Source organism: Cyanobium sp. BA5m-21 (genome assembly GCF_024346235.1).
Lineage (GTDB): Bacteria > Cyanobacteriota > Cyanobacteriia > PCC-6307 > Cyanobiaceae > Cyanobium_A > Cyanobium_A usitatum.
In genome coordinates this window covers 42344-57395 of the sequence record NZ_JAGQCO010000005.1, presented here as the reverse complement: position 1 = coordinate 57395, position 15052 = coordinate 42344, and the positions used below count along the sequence as shown (strand labels likewise).

The window sequence follows — 15052 nt, the reverse complement described above, 5'->3', positions numbered from 1 at the left end:
ATGCCCAGCTCGGGCCCGGAATCCATCGCCGTGGTCGGGGCCGGGGTATCGGGCTGCGCTTTCGTTGCCCAGCTGCGCCGCTTGGGTTACACCGGAGCCCTCAGCCTTTGGGAGACAGGGCGAGGTCCGGGCGGACGGGCCAGCACCCGTCGCTCTCGCCAGGATCATGGGCTGCGCATCGATCACGGCGCGCCCCTGCTCAACATCACCGGCGCAACGGAGCCGCTGTTGTTGCAGCCCCTGCTGGCGGGGGGCTGGATTGAGCCTTGGCCTGGTTTGATCGCCCAGCTCCAGGGGGAAGCGACCCTGCGGCCAGGCCAGGCTGATGCCCTGGGGCTCGGCCAGCTCTACCGGGGTCGGGGTGGCATGGATCATCTCTGCAAAGGACTGTTGAGCCTGGCCGGCGAGGCTGGCGAAGCGTGGCAGCCCCACTACGGCACCCTGGTGCGCCACCTCGATTGGAAGGATGGTCTCTGGCAGCTGCTGGATCGGGAGGGGGAGTTACTGGGGCAGGCCCATTGGCTTGTGCTGAGCAGCACCCTGCTGGCCCATCCGCGCAGCAGGCAGATCTTTGGCTGGGAGGAGGTGCCCCTCAAGCAGGCCGCAGAACGGCTGGGCGACCTCCGGCTGGAGCATGCCCTCACTGTGATCGCCGGCATCCGCGTTGAGGCCCGCAGCAATCTGCTGGTGCTGCTTGAGGCGGCCGCAGCAGGACCTTGGGCCAGTCTTCCTTTCAGCCTGCTCCATTTCGATGCTGCAGCCCAGCAGCGCTGGGGGCTGCAGAGGATCACCGTTCAGCCCTTGTTCGACGGTCGCTGCGCCGTGGTGGCCCATTCCAGCCACTCCTTTGCCGCCGATCACCTTGATGTCTATGGCACCCATTCCGCCGTGGCACGCATGCTTCAGCTGCCCCCCGATGAGGGCCGCGAAGATACGGTGATCGCTGCCCTCACCACCGCTCTTGAGCAGGTGATGGCCCCCTGGTTGCCTGGCCTAAACCTCGCCACGGCTGATCGCCAGCTGATGCGCTGGGGTGCCGCTTTTCCCCTGGCTCCTGGACTGCCCTCCGAACTCAGTTGCTGCCCAAGCAGCCGGGTGGGATTCTGCGGCGACTTCATTGCGGGGGTGGGGCTTGGGCGGATTGAGGGTGCCCTGCGCAGCGGCGAACAGCTGGCCCACGAGCTTTGTGCACTTGCCTAAAGCTGCGTGCTGCCGATCATTGCGATAGGTGCAGCCTTGCTACAGATCGCCCAAACGGTGTTGATTGCGATTGCAGCCATTGCTGCGGTGGGGCTATCAGTTGAGAGGTGAGACGTCTTGGATGTCTTGCAGGCGATCACCTTCCCGGACTGCGATGCGGCCCCTTTCACCACAAGCGGCAATCAGCAGTGCTGTTCACGGCCCGCCGCGCCGTTGCCGCAGCCTTCCCGTGGTTCCTGCCCAGCAACTTGAAGTGGTGAACCTGGCTGCCCACTACTTCGCCCATCATTTTTCCGAGCAGATCGAGTTGGAGGTGGTGGCTGATTCGATCGGGGTGAGTGCTGAGTGGCTCGATCTCTGCTTTGACCACTGCCGCGGTAAGACACCGTTTCAGACGCTCCAGCACATTCGACTCAGCCGGCTATTTGAGGGCATCGCAGCCCAACCGCAAACCACCCTTGAGCAGCAGGTGCACCGCTGTGGCCTGGCTTCGGTGATGGCAGCCAATCGGCTGTTTGAGGAGTTGTTCGGCATTGGCCTTGCACCCTTTCGTCGGGTTTGTCGCCGCGCCGATGCTGATCGCTTGCTACGACAGCGAAGCTGCTGAATCCTGGGACCTTCCACCTCCATCTGGATCGCGCTGGCCAGTGGCTAGGGGCTGGTGCAGCCGATCATCGCCAGCTTGCTGGGACTGGGTTTTCCAATTGAGCGCGCTAATGATCCCTGCGATCCCCTGGCCTTTGCGGCGGGTCCGTTTCTGCTGTTCCGCAGCCAGGCCTACAGAGCCATTGGTGGCCAAGCTGCCGTGGCCGGCGAGGTGGTGGAGGATCTCGTCCTGGCCTGGGCGATCAAGGGCCAGGGCATCAGGCTGCGCTATCTGCTGGGGCCGGGGATGGACCTGGCGGGGTCGCTCATTGCACATGTATCAATAGCCCCATACGTTGAGTGCCCACCGCCAGCGGGGTTTCCCCAGGCATGCCCAGCCCATTCAACGAATGGATGCCCGAAGTGGTGGTGTTTCACCCCACCCGCTTCGAGGAGGCGCAGTGGATCGTGCATCACCTGCGCGAGCGCAAGACCGTGCTGGTGCACGCCGGGGCGATGGAGCGCAGCGAGGCCCAGCGGTTGATTGATTTCGTGGCGGGTGGTGTCAGCGCTATCGATGGACAGGCCGAATGCCTCGACGAGCTCACCTTCGTTTTCGTCCCAGAGATGGTGGCCTTGCGGCGGGATCCCGCACCGCCGTGATCCAGGCTGCACCGCTCTGCCTCCTAGGCTCAAATCCATTCTGGGAGTGGGCTGAGTGCCCCGTCTACGTCGCTTTCTGTACTCCCTCGGCCCCGTCCTGACGATCGCGGCCCACCTCGGCTGCCTGCTGCTCTTTTGGACCGGTCTCAGCCTCGGTGCGGCCCTTTGGGCTTTGGGGCTCTACTTGGTGCGCATGCTGGCCACCACAGCCATCTATCACCGCCTGATCACCCACTCCAGCTATAAGGCGCCCCGTCCCGTTGCCTGGATCGGTGCCTTTGTGGGGGCTTCGGCAGGTCAGATGGGCCCTAGCTGGTGGAAGGCCCACCACCAAACCCATCACCGCCACGTCGACACTTGCTCCGACCCCCACACCCCCCTTGCTCCTTCAGCGGGATGGCGGGGCCTGTGGCGCTCCCAGGTTGGTTGGGTGTTGTCTTCAAGTTTTTTCCCCACAACCCTGCCGGCCGATGTGGAGGCCGATCCGGTGTTGCGCCTGATCGACAGGCTCCATTTTGTGCCGGTGCTGCTGCTGGCCTGCCTGTCTTGGCAGCTGGGCGGACTGCCTTGGCTGGCGGCCTTCTGCCTAAGCACAACTGTGCTTTATCACGGGGTGGCCAGCGTTAATTCCCTGGCCCACCTGCAAGGCGATCAGCCCTTCGCCACCGGAGATGCCAGCCGCAACAACCTGTTTGTGGCCGTGATCACCCTGGGCGAGGGCTGGCACAATCTTCACCACGCTTTCCAAGCTTCGGTGCGTCAGGGAATCACCCTGCGGCAAGGGCGAGTGCGTCTATTGCCAGATCCCACCTACCGCTTTATTCGCCTGCTGGAGCGTTGTGGCTTGGCCTGGGATCTAAGGATCCCCAGTAATCACGCCCTGCTTGCTCGCGGCGCTGAGAGCTAAAAAGCGCAGGCCACAAGGCTCAACTGCAGCCAGCAACCTCCTGGAGCCAGCTTTTCCACAACCACATTCTGGTGCCGATCGTGGGCTACCAAATGGGCGAAGGTTTCTGCGTCGTCTCTGGTGTTGAAGCGAGCTGCCTGCACCTGCAGCGGCACGCTTTGCTCGCGCTCTACGGCAGCGCGTACGCGATAACGACCCGAAGCGATGGGATCATCCATAGGTGGATTCTGGATCCAATTGCTGGAAATTGCGCCAACCTTCAGAGTTTCAGAGAAATTGATGGCTGGGGTGAGTAAGCCAGGGTGTGTAAGCCAGTTCAGGGGCGCAGCAATTCGGCAACCAGTGGCTCCAGCGCTGCGGGATGTTGCAGCAGCTGCTGGTGGGTGCGCACGGGCAAGGGCTGCCGCGGGCCCAGCGGTAATACGGCGCGCCAACCAGGCAGCACCATCAGGTCGGCAGCGCAGTAAAAGCTGCAGCATTGCACGCTGTCTAGCCCCTCGAGATTTGTGTTGAGCTGGCGCAGCAGCGGGCTGCCCCATTTCATGTCGGCAATGCCAGCCAGCAGCCAGCTTGGCCAGGGCTGAGCTGTGAGAGTGCCCTGCTGGGGGCTACCGACGCTGATGAAGCGGCGGGTGCGCGATCGGCCGCCCTGAAGTTGGATCCAGGTACGGCCGATCACGCCACCCATTGAGAAGCCCAGCAGGTCTATTTGGGTGTGGGGACCAAAGGTTGCTTCGATTTGTCGGCCCAGCCGGTGAGCTAACTCCAGGATCGGAGTGGCACCGAGGCGATTGGGTAGGTAGGGGATAAGCAGTGGAGATCGCCGCTCATCCAGCTGGATTTTGAGGCGATCAAACAGACGTGGCGTGTCCCACAGACCGTGCACCAGCACCAAGGGGGGAGCGCTTGCCATGGGCTCAGGCTAAGAAGCTGGTTGGTTTGCATCAAAAAGCCGCCCCCGAAGGGACGGCCAATGGATCACCGGAGTGACCCGAAAATCAGCTTTTGCTAGCGGAGCTCAGTAGCGGCTGCCGCCACCGCCGTAGCCACCACCGTTGTAGCCACCGCCACCGCCGAAGTCGCGGCGACCGCCGCCACCACCACCGCCGCCGCCGCCACCGCCACCACCGCTGCCGCGGGGCTCAGCTTTGTTGACGCGGATGGCGCGACCCATCCACTCAACATCCTGGAGATCTTCAATTGCCTTGGTCTCTTCTGCCTCGTTGGCCATTTCGACAAAGGCGAAACCGCGCTTGCGGCCGGTGTCGCGGTCGAGGGGGAGGCTGCACTTGCTCACCTGTCCGTACTGGCTGAACAGATGCTGGACATCTTCCGCTTCCGCATCGAAGGAAAGATTGCCGACGTAAATGGTCATGAACTCAGAGACTATGAATTGATCCTTCGACGGCCCAACAGAAAGTGGTCAGCTCGCTAGAGAGAAATCTTTGAATCACTTGGCACCATACACGGCCGCCTAACGCTTCGGTCGAAACCGCCCCGCCTGGGATGTGCCTTGACCAGCGGTGTGATGCCAAATCATCAAACCCTGGCTAGGGATGGTTGTTCCAAGCCTTGCATCGCCATGTCGAAAGCCCAGCTCACAGCCTTTATGGTCAAGGTTGATGCCGATACGGCCCTAAGGGCCCGGGTTGATGCCGCCGACAGTGTCGACGCGGTCGTGGCGATTGCCCTGGAGCAGGGCCATGCCTTTTCTCCAGCCTCCTGGTCCCGCGCCCAGCGTCCCTGAGCGCAGTCGCGCCTGCTTAGGGCCAGGGCGTGAAGGCGGCGGGCTGGTATTTGACGATGCCGATCCGCCAGCGCCGCTGGGCCAGTTGCTTCAGGTTGGCTAGCAACTCTTCAGTTGTGCCACCGGCGATCCAGTCAGCCTTGATCAATGGCAACCGCTCGCTCATCACTTCGAGCGGCATCTCCAACAGCAACAGGCTGTCTTCACCAACGGCCCGCCGCAGGGCACCCTCGTCACTGCGCTGCCACAGCCTCAGCAGCAGCTCCAGGGCAAGGGTGCGGCCTGCTTCGCCGGGTTCGCCGCCGCTGTCTTCCCTCTGGGACTTGCCGGTTAGGGGCAGGGCCCGCTTGCCATCGAGTTCGACTAGGGCCAGGGCCACCAGATATGGAGCGTCTGCCACGGAAATTTCTTTGAGTTGCCACACCATGGCGAGGGGCGCGGATTCAGTGTGGAAACTGACACGTATTAGGTCTTCTGTTGCCGTTGGCGGATGGGGCTGCCCCACAGGCATTTGCCGGGACTAAATTCTCAGCCGTTCGTTTACAACTCCTTTCCAGGGAGCCAGCGCCATGTCGAGCATTGTTGACCAGTTGGTGACCTATCGCTCAGCTCTGGCGGAGGCCACGGAGCGGGGAGATCAGGCCGTTGCCCGCAAGATCGAGCAGCAGATCAAGGAGCTGCAGGATTTTCAGGTGCGCCATCCGGAGGAAACCGAGGCTCCAACACCGTTTGAGGTGTTCTGTGACCTCAACCCATCGGATGTCAATTGCCTCGTCTACGACGATTGAGCCCTGGCTAAGTTGTTCGTTTTTGTAGATCTAACGGTTAGGTAGACATCACGTCCACACTTTTAAGGGCGGTGCCAAGCAGCCTCGTGAATAGGTCCAGCTGCTCTTGACTGCCCATCACAACAAGCATCTGGCCCGGGGCCAGGCGAGTGTCGCTACCGGGATTTGCCAGCAACTCCGGCCGCTGTTGGGAGTATTGGGAGCCCCGGTACTGCCTCGGCACATCGTTGGCTGCAGGCTGGGGCGGCACGATCGCCAGCACTAGGGCACCAGAGCGCGAGCCGAGCTGGAGCTCCGCCAGGGATGCTCCATTGAGGCTGCCCAGGTCGGCTGGGTCGCTACTCAGCAGAAATTCCTCCACCTCGCAGCCAGAGCCAGCCAAAAGATCCATGAAGGTCACCGCCAGGGGGCGTAGGGCGGTGGCGGCCATGGTGCGCCCCCCACTGACGTACGGGCTCACCACTTGATCTGCGCCCGCTAGGCGCAGCTTGCGTTCCGCTTCCTCGCTATCGGAACGGGCTATGAGCCGGCAGTTGGGCGCCATCCCCCGGGCGCTCAGCACCACGTAGAGGTTGGATGCGTTGTTGGGCAGGGCCGCCACCAGGGCACGGCAGCGGTGGATGCCTGCATCCAGCAGGGTTTCGTCGAGGGTTGCGTCGGCCATCAGCACGGCCAGCCCCCGTTCTTCGGCGGCCTCCCGCCGTTCTACATCCATCTCCACCACCAGCAGGGGAACGTTCTCTCGGGTGAGTTGTTCGGCGATTTCACGGCCGATGCGGCCATAGCCGCAAAGGATCACATGGTTATGCATGGTGGATAGCCAACTGCGGAATCGGCGCTCGCGCAGGCGCCGGAAGTACCCGGATTCAGACAGACCCAGCACCGCTTGGATACTGATCTGCACCACCACCAGGCCGCCAAGTATCAGCAGGGTGGTGACGACACGCCCGCTGGCGCTAAGAGTCTGGGTGTCCCCATCACTGAACCCCAGGGTGCTGAGCGTGATCAGCACCATCCAGTAGCAATCCCCCCAGTCCCAACCCTCACTGAGGTGGTAGCCGATGGCGCCAGCATTCACCAGCATTGCCAGCGACAGGGGAGCTCGCCAGGATTTGCGCGCTCGCCGAGAGGGTGGTCGTCTGGGGACTATTGACAGGAAGGGCTTAGGCATGGGACCTGGACCCGGTGCTCCAGATCACGAATCCCAGATTATCGGCTGCAATTAGTTACGGCCTGTGGGCTGATCCCGAACATTTGTAGTCGTTGTCGACAGTTGGCCTGCCAGCTCCGTTAACCCTTAAAGGTTCTTTCCGCAGGGGTCGCCTGGATGGGCGCGTCTTCGGTGATTGGTGACATGACAACTGGTTTGGCTGAGCAGCCGCCCCTACAGCTGTTTAAGGAGAGCGGTCAGCGGGAGGTGTTCTGCGGACTCACCTCGATTGTCTGGCTGCACCGGCGCATGCCGGATGCCTTTTTTCTAGTGGTGGGCTCCCGCACCTGCGCCCACCTAGTTCAGAGCGCCGCCGGCGTGATGATCTTTGCCGAACCCCGCTTCGGCACTGCGATTCTGGGGGAGCGTGATCTGGCCGGCCTGGCCGATGCCAATGATGAGCTCGACCGGCTGGTGAAGGATCTGCTGGAGCGGCGCCCCGAAATCCGCACCTTGTTTCTGGTGGGCTCCTGCCCCAGCGAGGTGATCAAGCTGGATCTCGCTAAGGCTGCCGAGCGGCTCAGTACCCAGCTAGCCGGCCGGGTGATGGTGCTGAACTACAGCGGCAGCGGCATCGAAACCACCTTCACCCAGGGGGAGGACCAAGCCCTGCTGGCGATGGTTCCCCTGATGCCCAGCAGCGAGGTCGATCAGCTTTTGATCGTCGGCACCTTGGCCGATGCGGTGGAAGACCGGCTGGTGCAGCTTTTTGGTCGCCTGGGTATTCCGGTGGTCACGAGCCTGCCGCCGCGGCGCTCCACCGAGCTGCCCCCGATTGGTCCCGGCACCCGGGTGCTGCTGGCCCAGCCCTTCCTCTCGGCCACGGCAAGGGCCCTGGTGAGCCGCGGCGGCCAGCTGCTTACGGCTCCCTATCCGTTTGGGGTGGAGGGCAGTCGGACCTGGATGGCGGCGGGCGCCGCTGCCTTCGGGGTGGCCCCGGCCCTGGTGGCCGAGGTGCTCGATCCGCTGGTGGAGCGGGGCCAGCGTGCCATCGCTCCCCACCGGGAGCTGCTGGCTGGTAAGCGGCTTTTTCTGCTGCCCGATTCCCAGCTGGAGCTCTCCTTGGCGAGGTTCCTGCAGCGCGAGTGCGGCATGGAGCTGGTGGAGGTGGGCACGCCCTACCTCGATCGCCAGCTGCTCGATGCGGAGCTGGCCCTGTTGCCACCTGGCACCCGTATTACCGAGGGGCAAGACGTGGAACGCCAGCTGGAGCGGGTCCGCGCTGAGCGGCCAGATCTTGTGGTGTGTGGCCTCGGGCTGGCCAATCCCCTGGAGGCCGAGGGCATCGCCACCAAGTGGTCGATTGAGCTGGTATTCAGCCCCATCCACGGTTGCGACCAGGCCGGCGATCTGGCCGAATTGTTTGCCCGCTCCCTGCGCCGCCGCGCCGCACTCTCCTTTTCCTGACCACCCGTCCCATTAATCAGTCATGGAACTCACCCTCTGGACCTACGAAGGCCCCCCCCACGTGGGTGCCATGCGCATAGCCGCCTCGATGGAAGGGGTGCACTATGTGCTGCACGCTCCCCAGGGCGACACCTATGCCGATCTGCTGTTCACGATGATTGAGCGGCGCGACCGGCGCCCGCCCGTTACCTACACCACCTTCCAGGCCCGCGACCTGGGTGGCGACACCGCCGAGCTGGTGAAGCGTTCGATCGCTGCAGCCGTGGAGCGCTTCCAGCCCGAGGCGCTGCTGGTGGGCGAGAGCTGCACGGCCGAACTTATCCAGGACCAGCCTGGCTCCCTGGCGGCGACCATGGACCTGGGCGGCATCCCGGTGGTGAGCCTGGACCTGCCGGCCTACTCCAAAAAGGAGAACTGGGGCGGCGCTGAAACCCTCTATCAACTGGTGCGAGGCCTGCTCAAGGCCCAGGTGCCCCCGCCCGGCGAGCCCAAGCCCGATCCGACTCGCTGGCGTGCCGAGGGCCGGCGGCCCCGGGTGAATCTGCTGGGACCAAGCCTGCTGGGTTTCCGCTGCCGCGACGATGTGCGCGAGATCAGCCAGTTGCTGGCTGGCTACGGCATTGATGTGGAGGTGGTGGCGCCCTTGGGGGCCCGTCCGGCCGACCTCATGCGTATCCCCACGGCTGATGCCAATGTGAGCCTCTATCCCGAGCTGGCGGGCCCGGTATGCAGCTGGCTGGAGCGCAGCTTCGGCATGCAGACGGTGAAGACGGTGCCGATCGGTATCGGCGCTACGGCAGCCTTTTTGCGCGAGCTGCACGGGGTGCTGGGTTTGGAGCTGCCCGCTGAGCTTGAAAGCGCAGCCGATGGCACCTGCGCCGCTGAACGGCGCTCGCGGCTGCCTTGGTATTCGCGCTCGGTGGATTCCACCTACCTCACCGGTAAGCGGGTGTTCATTTTTGGCGATGCCACCCACGCCATCGCTGCAGCCCGCATTGCTAGCCGCGAGCTTGGCTTCAAGGTGGTTGGCCTGGGGAGCTACAGCCGCGAGCAGGCAAGGGAGGTGCGGGCGGCCGCCCAGGAGCTGGGGCTGGAGGCGTTGATCTCAGACGACTACCTGGCCGTGGAGGCGGCGATGGCGGAGGCGGCTCCGGAGCTGGTGCTGGGCACCCAGATGGAGCGCCACAGCGCCAAGCGCCTCGGCATCCCCTGTGCCGTGATCAGCTCACCGCTGCACGTTCAGGATGTGCCAGCGCGCACCTCGCCCCAAATGGGCTGGGAGGGGGCAAACGTGATCTTCGACAGCTGGGTGCACCCGCTGATGATGGGTCTGGAGGAGCACCTGATCGGCATGTTCCGCCACGATTTTGAATTCGTGGATGGACACCTCAGCCACCTAGAGGGTGCCAGTGCCCCCGCCAAGCACCCCACTCCCACTGCCACGGCTACTGCTACTGCCACTGCGCCAGCCAGCATTCCCGGCGATGGGGTGGTCGTTTGGAGCCCGGATGGTGAAGCTGAGCTGGCCAAGATCCCCTTCTTTGTGCGGGGCAAGGTGCGTAAAAACACGGAGGCCTACGCCCGCGAGCAGGGCCTAGCTCTGATCGACAGCGAAGCCCTTTATGAGGCCAAGGCCTATTTCGCTCCATGATGGGTTGGATGGCGATAGCAGGCCCGCGCTGCGGGGGTGACCCTGACGCTCCTTCACTGATTCCAAAAGCCCAGGTCTAAGTCTTACGGTCCTCAATTATTTAGCTAAGAGTTTCAGTTCCGATCTTTCCTGTTTCCCCAACTCCAATGACCACAACACTCAATCCTCCAGCCACTTCCAAGCCCGATGGAGAGGGCAGCGTGCAGGTACACCTTGATCCCACCATGGCTATCGAGGAGGGTGCCTTGGTGCTGGCGGTTTATGGCAAAGGTGGGATCGGTAAATCCACTACCTCTTCCAACCTTTCGGCGGCCTTCTCGAAGCTGGGTAAGCGGGTGCTGCAGATCGGTTGCGATCCCAAACACGACAGCACTTTCACCCTTACCAAGAGGATGGTGCCCACCGTGATCGATATTCTCGAAACGGTTGATTTTCATACTGAAGAATTGCGGCCCGAAGACTTTGTGTTTGAGGGTTATAACGGCGTGATGTGTGTGGAGTCTGGTGGTCCGCCGGCGGGTACTGGTTGCGGTGGCTATGTCACAGGTCAGACGGTGAAATTGCTCAAGGAGCACCATCTGCTCGAAGAAACCGATGTGGTGATCTTTGATGTGTTGGGAGATGTGGTGTGTGGTGGCTTTGCTGCACCGCTTCAGCACGCCCACTACTGCCTGATCGTTACAGCCAATGATTTCGATTCGATCTTCGCGATGAATCGGATCATGCAGGCCATCAATGCCAAGGCCAAGAATTACAAGGTGCGTCTCGGTGGTGTGATTGCCAACCGCTCTGAGGAGACAGACGAAATCGACAAGTTCAATGCCCGTACGGGTCTGCGCACCATGGCCCATTTCAAGACCGTGGACGCGATTCGTAAATCCCGTCTCAAGAAGTGCACCATCTTCGAGATGGAAAGCACACCGGAAGTGGATGCGGTGCAGGAGGAATACCTCAAGCTGGCCCGCCGGATGCTCGATGACGTCGAGCCCTTGGAGGCCGAATCCCTCAAGGATCGCGAGATTTTCGACCTGCTCGGCTTCGATTGATGGATGGGGGATCTACCCCACGCCAGCAGAGCTACGGCCATCTGCTGAGCATCTGCCTGCTGTTGCTGGTCACTTTCACCCTGCCCGAGCCATGGAATAACTTTTCCTCGCTGGGCTATCTGCTCTTGGCTCTGGTGATGATCCGGGGCCTGGGCAATCCCACCGGCAGCCTGCAGTTCGGCACCGTGCCGCGCCGGCTGTTCAAGGGGCTAGGTGTGGCGGCCATTGCAGTGGGCGTGCTCTGGTATGTCACCCCGCTCGAACTGCGTAGCACCGGCATCCCAGTGATTGCCCTCTGGGCCCTGTTCAGTGGTTGGAGTGCCATTCGCCTGATCCGGGGCCTGGCCCAGGAGCGGCGCGTGTCGGATGTGGTGTTGCGGGGCGCGCTGGCGGGCTACCTGATGTTGGGGTTGGCGGCCGGCTTGCTCTGTTGTGCACTGGAGACCATCGATCCGGCCAGCTTTAGCAACGTAAACCTGTCGGCGCAGGATCTGGGCCATAGCAGCCCGGTGTGGGGCCTCAATTTCGTGCGACTCAATTACTTCGCCTTTGTGAGTCTCACCACGATGGGCTATGGCGATGTGATTCCCGAGAGCCCCCAGGCCCAGATGGTGAGCGTGGCCATCGCCATAGCGGGCACGTTTTATGTGGCCGCAGTGATGGGGGTGTTGATCAGCCGCCTTACGGTGCAGGAAAGCCAGCAGCCTTAGGGTTGCCCCGCTCCCAGCCCTTGATGATGCGATACATCACGGGAACAACAAACAGGCCCAGGAAGGTAGACACCAGCAACCCAAAGAACACCACCGTGCCGATGCTTACCCTGCCGCCTGAGCCGAAGCCATTGGCGAAGAGTAGGGGTATGCCTCCTGCAAGGGCGGCGAGGGCGGTGAGCAGGATCGGCCGCAGGCGGGCGATCGCCGCTCCGCGGATCGCCGTGTCTAGATCCAGGCCTTCGGCCATGCGCTGGTTGGCGAATTCCACTATCAGGATGGCGTTCTTGGCGGTAAGGCTCACCAGCATCAGCAGGCCCATCTGGCCGTACACGTCCAGGGGCAGGCCCCGCAGCAACAGGCCGACGACCGCTCCCAACATGGCCAGAGGCACGGTCACCAGAATGATGAAGGGGTCGGCGAAGTTTTCGTAGAGGGCTGCTAGCACCAGCACCATCACCAGGATTGCCAAGGCAAACACCCGAATGTTGCCGCCACCGGCGCGCGACTCTTCCCGAGCCAGGCCGGCCCATTCCAATTCTGTGCTGCCGCCGAGCTGCCGCTGCACTTCCATCAGGCTGGCCATGGCTTGGCCACTGCTCACGCCAGGGCGGGGCAGGGCCCGGATGCTGATCGAACGCACCAGCCGGGTGTGGTTGATTGAGGTTGGGCCAGTGTTTTGTTCGATCCGCACCAATTGGGCCAGGGGGATCAGCTGGCCATCGCGGTTTTTCACCTGCAGAGCGAGCACGTCATCGGCGCTGCGGCGCGAGGCGCCGTCAAGCTGCACGATTACCTTGCGCACCTGGTCGCTCTCAAAGCTGTCATTGACGTAGTCACTGCCGAAGCTGGCTCCGAGGGTGTCGACCACGGTGCTGAGATCCACCCCGAGCGAGGCCATCTGCAGCCGATCTGGCACCAGCTGCACCAGGGGTGCACCGGCGGTGAAGCGGGTTGAAACCCGTTCAAAGCGATTGGTGGCTTGGGCGGCGCGGATGAAGGACTGGGCTTGCTGCTCGAAGTCAGAGAGGCTGAGTTGACCGTTGCTGTTGTCCAGCAGTTCAAGCTCGAGCCCCCCTTCTGAACTGAAACCCCGCACGGAGGGTGCCTCGCTGAGCTGCACCACTGCACCGGTAATTCGGCGGCGCAACTCGCCCTTGAGTCGCTCTCCCACGGCCCGTGTAGCTGCCTCGGGGCTGCGGCGCTGCTCGATTGGCGCCAGGCGCAGGTAGAAGATGCCCTTGTTGGGGCTGCTATCGCCAAAGGAGCGCCCCGCATAGAAATTGGCGCGGGTGATCAGGGGTTCTTCAGCCACCACCTGGCGCACCTGCTCCAGCACCCGTTGGGTCTGCTGCAGCCCCAGGCCATCGGCCAAGATCACTACCCCCCGCAGCTGACCGTTGTCTTCCTGGGGGATGAAGGCTTTGGGCAGGGCTTGCAGGGCCAATCCCGTGATCAGTAGGCCGCCCAGTAGCAGGGAAACCACCAGCCGTCGCCGCTCCATAGTCCAGGCCAGCCAGCGCCCGTAGGGCACCTCCAGCCCCTCGAGCCAGCGCCGCGGCGGGTCTATCCATCGCAGCAACCAGGCCGGTTCGCGTTGCTGGGGGTTTAGTAGTCGGCTGCTGGCCACCGGCGTGAAGCTCAGGGCATTGAGGGTGGAGAAGGCGATGGCGCCGCTGATCGTGATTGCGATCGGGGCGTACAGCCGGCCCAAGCTGCCCCCCAGGCCAATCACCGGGATGAACACCACCACCAGGGCTATAGAGGTGGACACCACGGCCCCGCCGAGCTCGGCCATGGCTTCGCGGGCGGCCTGCAGGGGTGGCTTGCCAGCCTCCAGGCGGCGGCCAATGTCCTCGCTCACCACGATGGCGTCGTCCACCACCAGCCCAGAGGCCAGCACCAAGCCAAACAGGGTGAGGGTATTTAGCGATTGGCCGGCAAGCTTCAGCACGCTCAACGAGCCGATCAAGGCCACTGGCACTGCGGCAGCGGTGATCAGAGCCAGGCGGCTGTTGCCAAGGCCAAAAAGAAGCACCAAGAACACCAGCAACACCGCATCGCGCAGGCTGTCGAGGGTGCCCTGGATGCTGCCGCGCACAAAGTCGGCCTCATCAACAATCAGCTGCTGATCGACCCCCGGCGGAAATTGGGGTGCGAGCTCATCTAGGGCTGCATTCACCGCTTTACTCACGGTGATGGCGTTGCTGCCGTCGCGCTGGTAGATCACTACGGCTACCGCTGGCCTGCCCTGCAGGTTGGTGGCGATCGTGTCGTAGCTCTCGCTGCCCAGGCTCACCCGGCCCACATCCCGCAGCAGGGTGACGCCGCCATTAGCGCTGCGGGCCACCACCAGCTGTTCAAATTCCGCTGGACTGCGCAGGCGCCCTTCCATGCGCAGCGGCAGGGTGAGCTCCTGGCCGCTGGGGCTGGGGGCTTCGCCCGTTTGGCCCAAGGCAGCCAGCACGTTTTGCTGCTGCAGGGCCGCACGCACATCGGTAATTGTGAGGCCTCGCTCCTCGAGTTGGGCCGGGTTTAGCCAGAGCCTGAAGGCCAGGCTGTTGCCACCTGAAAGGGTGACGTTGCCCACTCCAGGCACCCGCTGCAGCCTCTCTTTCACCACCTGATCGAGCCAACCGCTCAAAAAGGTTTCGCCATAGAGCTTGGGATCAGCACTGAAGCTCAGCACCATCAGCAGGTCGTCGGAGCTGCGCCGCACCTGCACCCCGAAGCGCGCCACCGGTGCCGGCAGCTGGCGGGTTATCACCGCCACTTCGTTCTGGGTGTTGATCTGGTTGAGCTCGGGGTCGCCGCCCTCGAATCCCAGGGTGATGGAGCTGCCGTTGGCTGAGCTGGTGGAGCGGATGCTGTCTAGCCGCTCGAGGCCGTTTAGCTGTTGTTCCAGCAGGGCGGTGACCCCCTGCTCCACCACCTCTGGGCCGGCGCCTGGGTAGGTGGCCCGCACCGTGACTCGGCCGGGAGCAATCGGTGGCAGGTTTTCCACCTGCAGCAGCGGTAAACACACCAGCCCTATCAACAGAACCAGCAGGCTCACCACCAGGGTGAGCACGGGCCGGCGCAGAAAGGGATCTGAGATCGATTTCATGGGAGCCTTTGCGTTGCGCTGCTCGGGCCGGG

General features: G+C 63.1%; 16 protein-coding genes and 1 pseudogene. 11 read left to right on the top strand and 6 right to left on the bottom strand.

Going from position 1 to position 15052, the window contains the following annotated elements; genetic code table 11:
- The 5 genes and pseudogenes from KBY72_RS02770 to KBY72_RS02750 all read left to right on the top strand — a co-directional run bounded on the left by KBY72_RS02770 (window position 1) and on the right by KBY72_RS02750 (window position 3355).
- Entirely contained in the window at window positions 1–1200 is a 1200-nt protein-coding gene (locus KBY72_RS02770; protein WP_254959584.1) for an NAD(P)-binding protein, read from the top strand.
- Between the two features lie 229 nt (window positions 1201–1429).
- Window positions 1430–1807: a hypothetical protein gene (locus KBY72_RS02765; RefSeq protein WP_254959583.1), complete on the top strand. Its 378-nt coding sequence runs from the start codon at window positions 1430–1432 to the stop codon at window positions 1805–1807.
- 51 nt (window positions 1808–1858) lie between these two features.
- A pseudogene (locus tag KBY72_RS02760) lies at window positions 1859–2086 on the top strand (glycosyltransferase); the annotation flags it as partial.
- An 89-nt stretch (window positions 2087–2175) separates the two neighbouring features.
- Complete coding sequence (locus tag KBY72_RS02755; protein WP_106501508.1) at window positions 2176–2448, top strand: cell division protein SepF; 273 nt, start codon at window positions 2176–2178, stop codon at window positions 2446–2448.
- A gap of 55 nt (window positions 2449–2503) precedes the next feature.
- Window positions 2504–3355, top strand: coding sequence for an acyl-CoA desaturase (locus KBY72_RS02750; protein ID WP_254959582.1), 852 nt, complete (start codon window positions 2504–2506; stop codon window positions 3353–3355).
- On the opposite strand, the gene KBY72_RS02745 is transcribed toward KBY72_RS02750, so the two are convergent.
- From KBY72_RS02745 to KBY72_RS02735, 3 genes are all read right to left on the bottom strand, one after another.
- On the bottom strand, window positions 3352–3573 hold the full coding sequence (locus KBY72_RS02745; protein WP_254959581.1) for a hypothetical protein: 222 nt from the start codon (window positions 3571–3573) through the stop codon (window positions 3352–3354). The two genes, KBY72_RS02750 and KBY72_RS02745, sit on opposite strands and share 4 nt — an antisense overlap.
- A gap of 98 nt (window positions 3574–3671) precedes the next feature.
- The gene (locus KBY72_RS02740) at window positions 3672–4268 is read right to left on the bottom strand and encodes an esterase/lipase family protein (protein WP_254959580.1); all 597 of its coding nucleotides are present in this window, start codon (window positions 4266–4268) and stop codon (window positions 3672–3674) included.
- A 105-nt stretch (window positions 4269–4373) separates the two neighbouring features.
- Window positions 4374–4730: an RNA recognition motif domain-containing protein gene (locus tag KBY72_RS02735; protein WP_254959579.1), complete on the bottom strand. Its 357-nt coding sequence runs from the start codon at window positions 4728–4730 to the stop codon at window positions 4374–4376.
- A 207-nt stretch (window positions 4731–4937) separates the two neighbouring features.
- Here KBY72_RS02735 and KBY72_RS02730 point away from each other — a divergent pair, with 207 nt between their 5' ends.
- A complete protein-coding gene (locus tag KBY72_RS02730; protein ID WP_106501513.1) occupies window positions 4938–5102 on the top strand; it encodes a Nif11-like leader peptide family natural product precursor in 165 nt (54 codons plus the stop codon).
- A gap of 16 nt (window positions 5103–5118) precedes the next feature.
- On the opposite strand, the gene KBY72_RS02725 is transcribed toward KBY72_RS02730, so the two are convergent.
- The gene (locus KBY72_RS02725; protein ID WP_254993026.1) at window positions 5119–5502 is read right to left on the bottom strand and encodes a hypothetical protein; all 384 of its coding nucleotides are present in this window, start codon (window positions 5500–5502) and stop codon (window positions 5119–5121) included.
- A 169-nt stretch (window positions 5503–5671) separates the two neighbouring features.
- Between KBY72_RS02725 and KBY72_RS02720 the strand changes: the two genes are divergently transcribed.
- Window positions 5672–5890, top strand: a complete 219-nt coding sequence (locus KBY72_RS02720) for a CP12 domain-containing protein (RefSeq protein ID WP_106501514.1) — start codon at window positions 5672–5674, stop codon at window positions 5888–5890.
- Window positions 5891–5927: 37 nt separating this feature from the next.
- Here KBY72_RS02720 and KBY72_RS02715 read toward each other — a convergent pair whose 3' ends face one another.
- A complete protein-coding gene (locus tag KBY72_RS02715; RefSeq protein ID WP_254959577.1) occupies window positions 5928–7061 on the bottom strand; it encodes a potassium channel family protein in 1134 nt (377 codons plus the stop codon).
- Window positions 7062–7244: 183 nt separating this feature from the next.
- Between KBY72_RS02715 and KBY72_RS02710 the strand changes: the two genes are divergently transcribed.
- The 4 genes from KBY72_RS02710 (at window position 7245) to KBY72_RS02695 (ending at window position 11914) form a co-directional block, all read left to right on the top strand.
- Window positions 7245–8507 (top strand): ferredoxin:protochlorophyllide reductase (ATP-dependent) subunit N, encoded by a 1263-nt coding sequence (locus KBY72_RS02710; RefSeq protein WP_254993040.1) that lies wholly within the window; start codon window positions 7245–7247, stop codon window positions 8505–8507.
- A 22-nt stretch (window positions 8508–8529) separates the two neighbouring features.
- On the top strand, window positions 8530–10158 hold the full coding sequence (locus KBY72_RS02705) for a ferredoxin:protochlorophyllide reductase (ATP-dependent) subunit B (RefSeq protein WP_254959575.1): 1629 nt from the start codon (window positions 8530–8532) through the stop codon (window positions 10156–10158).
- A 146-nt stretch (window positions 10159–10304) separates the two neighbouring features.
- Window positions 10305–11204, top strand: coding sequence for a ferredoxin:protochlorophyllide reductase (ATP-dependent) iron-sulfur ATP-binding protein (gene bchL / locus KBY72_RS02700; protein ID WP_254959574.1), 900 nt, complete (start codon window positions 10305–10307; stop codon window positions 11202–11204).
- Window positions 11204–11914: a potassium channel family protein gene (locus KBY72_RS02695; protein ID WP_254959573.1), complete on the top strand. Its 711-nt coding sequence runs from the start codon at window positions 11204–11206 to the stop codon at window positions 11912–11914. The genes bchL and KBY72_RS02695 overlap by 1 nt, the downstream gene beginning before the upstream one ends.
- On the opposite strand, the gene KBY72_RS02690 is transcribed toward KBY72_RS02695, so the two are convergent.
- On the bottom strand, window positions 11886–15020 hold the full coding sequence (locus tag KBY72_RS02690) for an efflux RND transporter permease subunit (RefSeq protein ID WP_254959572.1): 3135 nt from the start codon (window positions 15018–15020) through the stop codon (window positions 11886–11888). The two genes, KBY72_RS02695 and KBY72_RS02690, sit on opposite strands and share 29 nt — an antisense overlap.
- Window positions 15021–15052 lie beyond the last annotated feature (32 nt).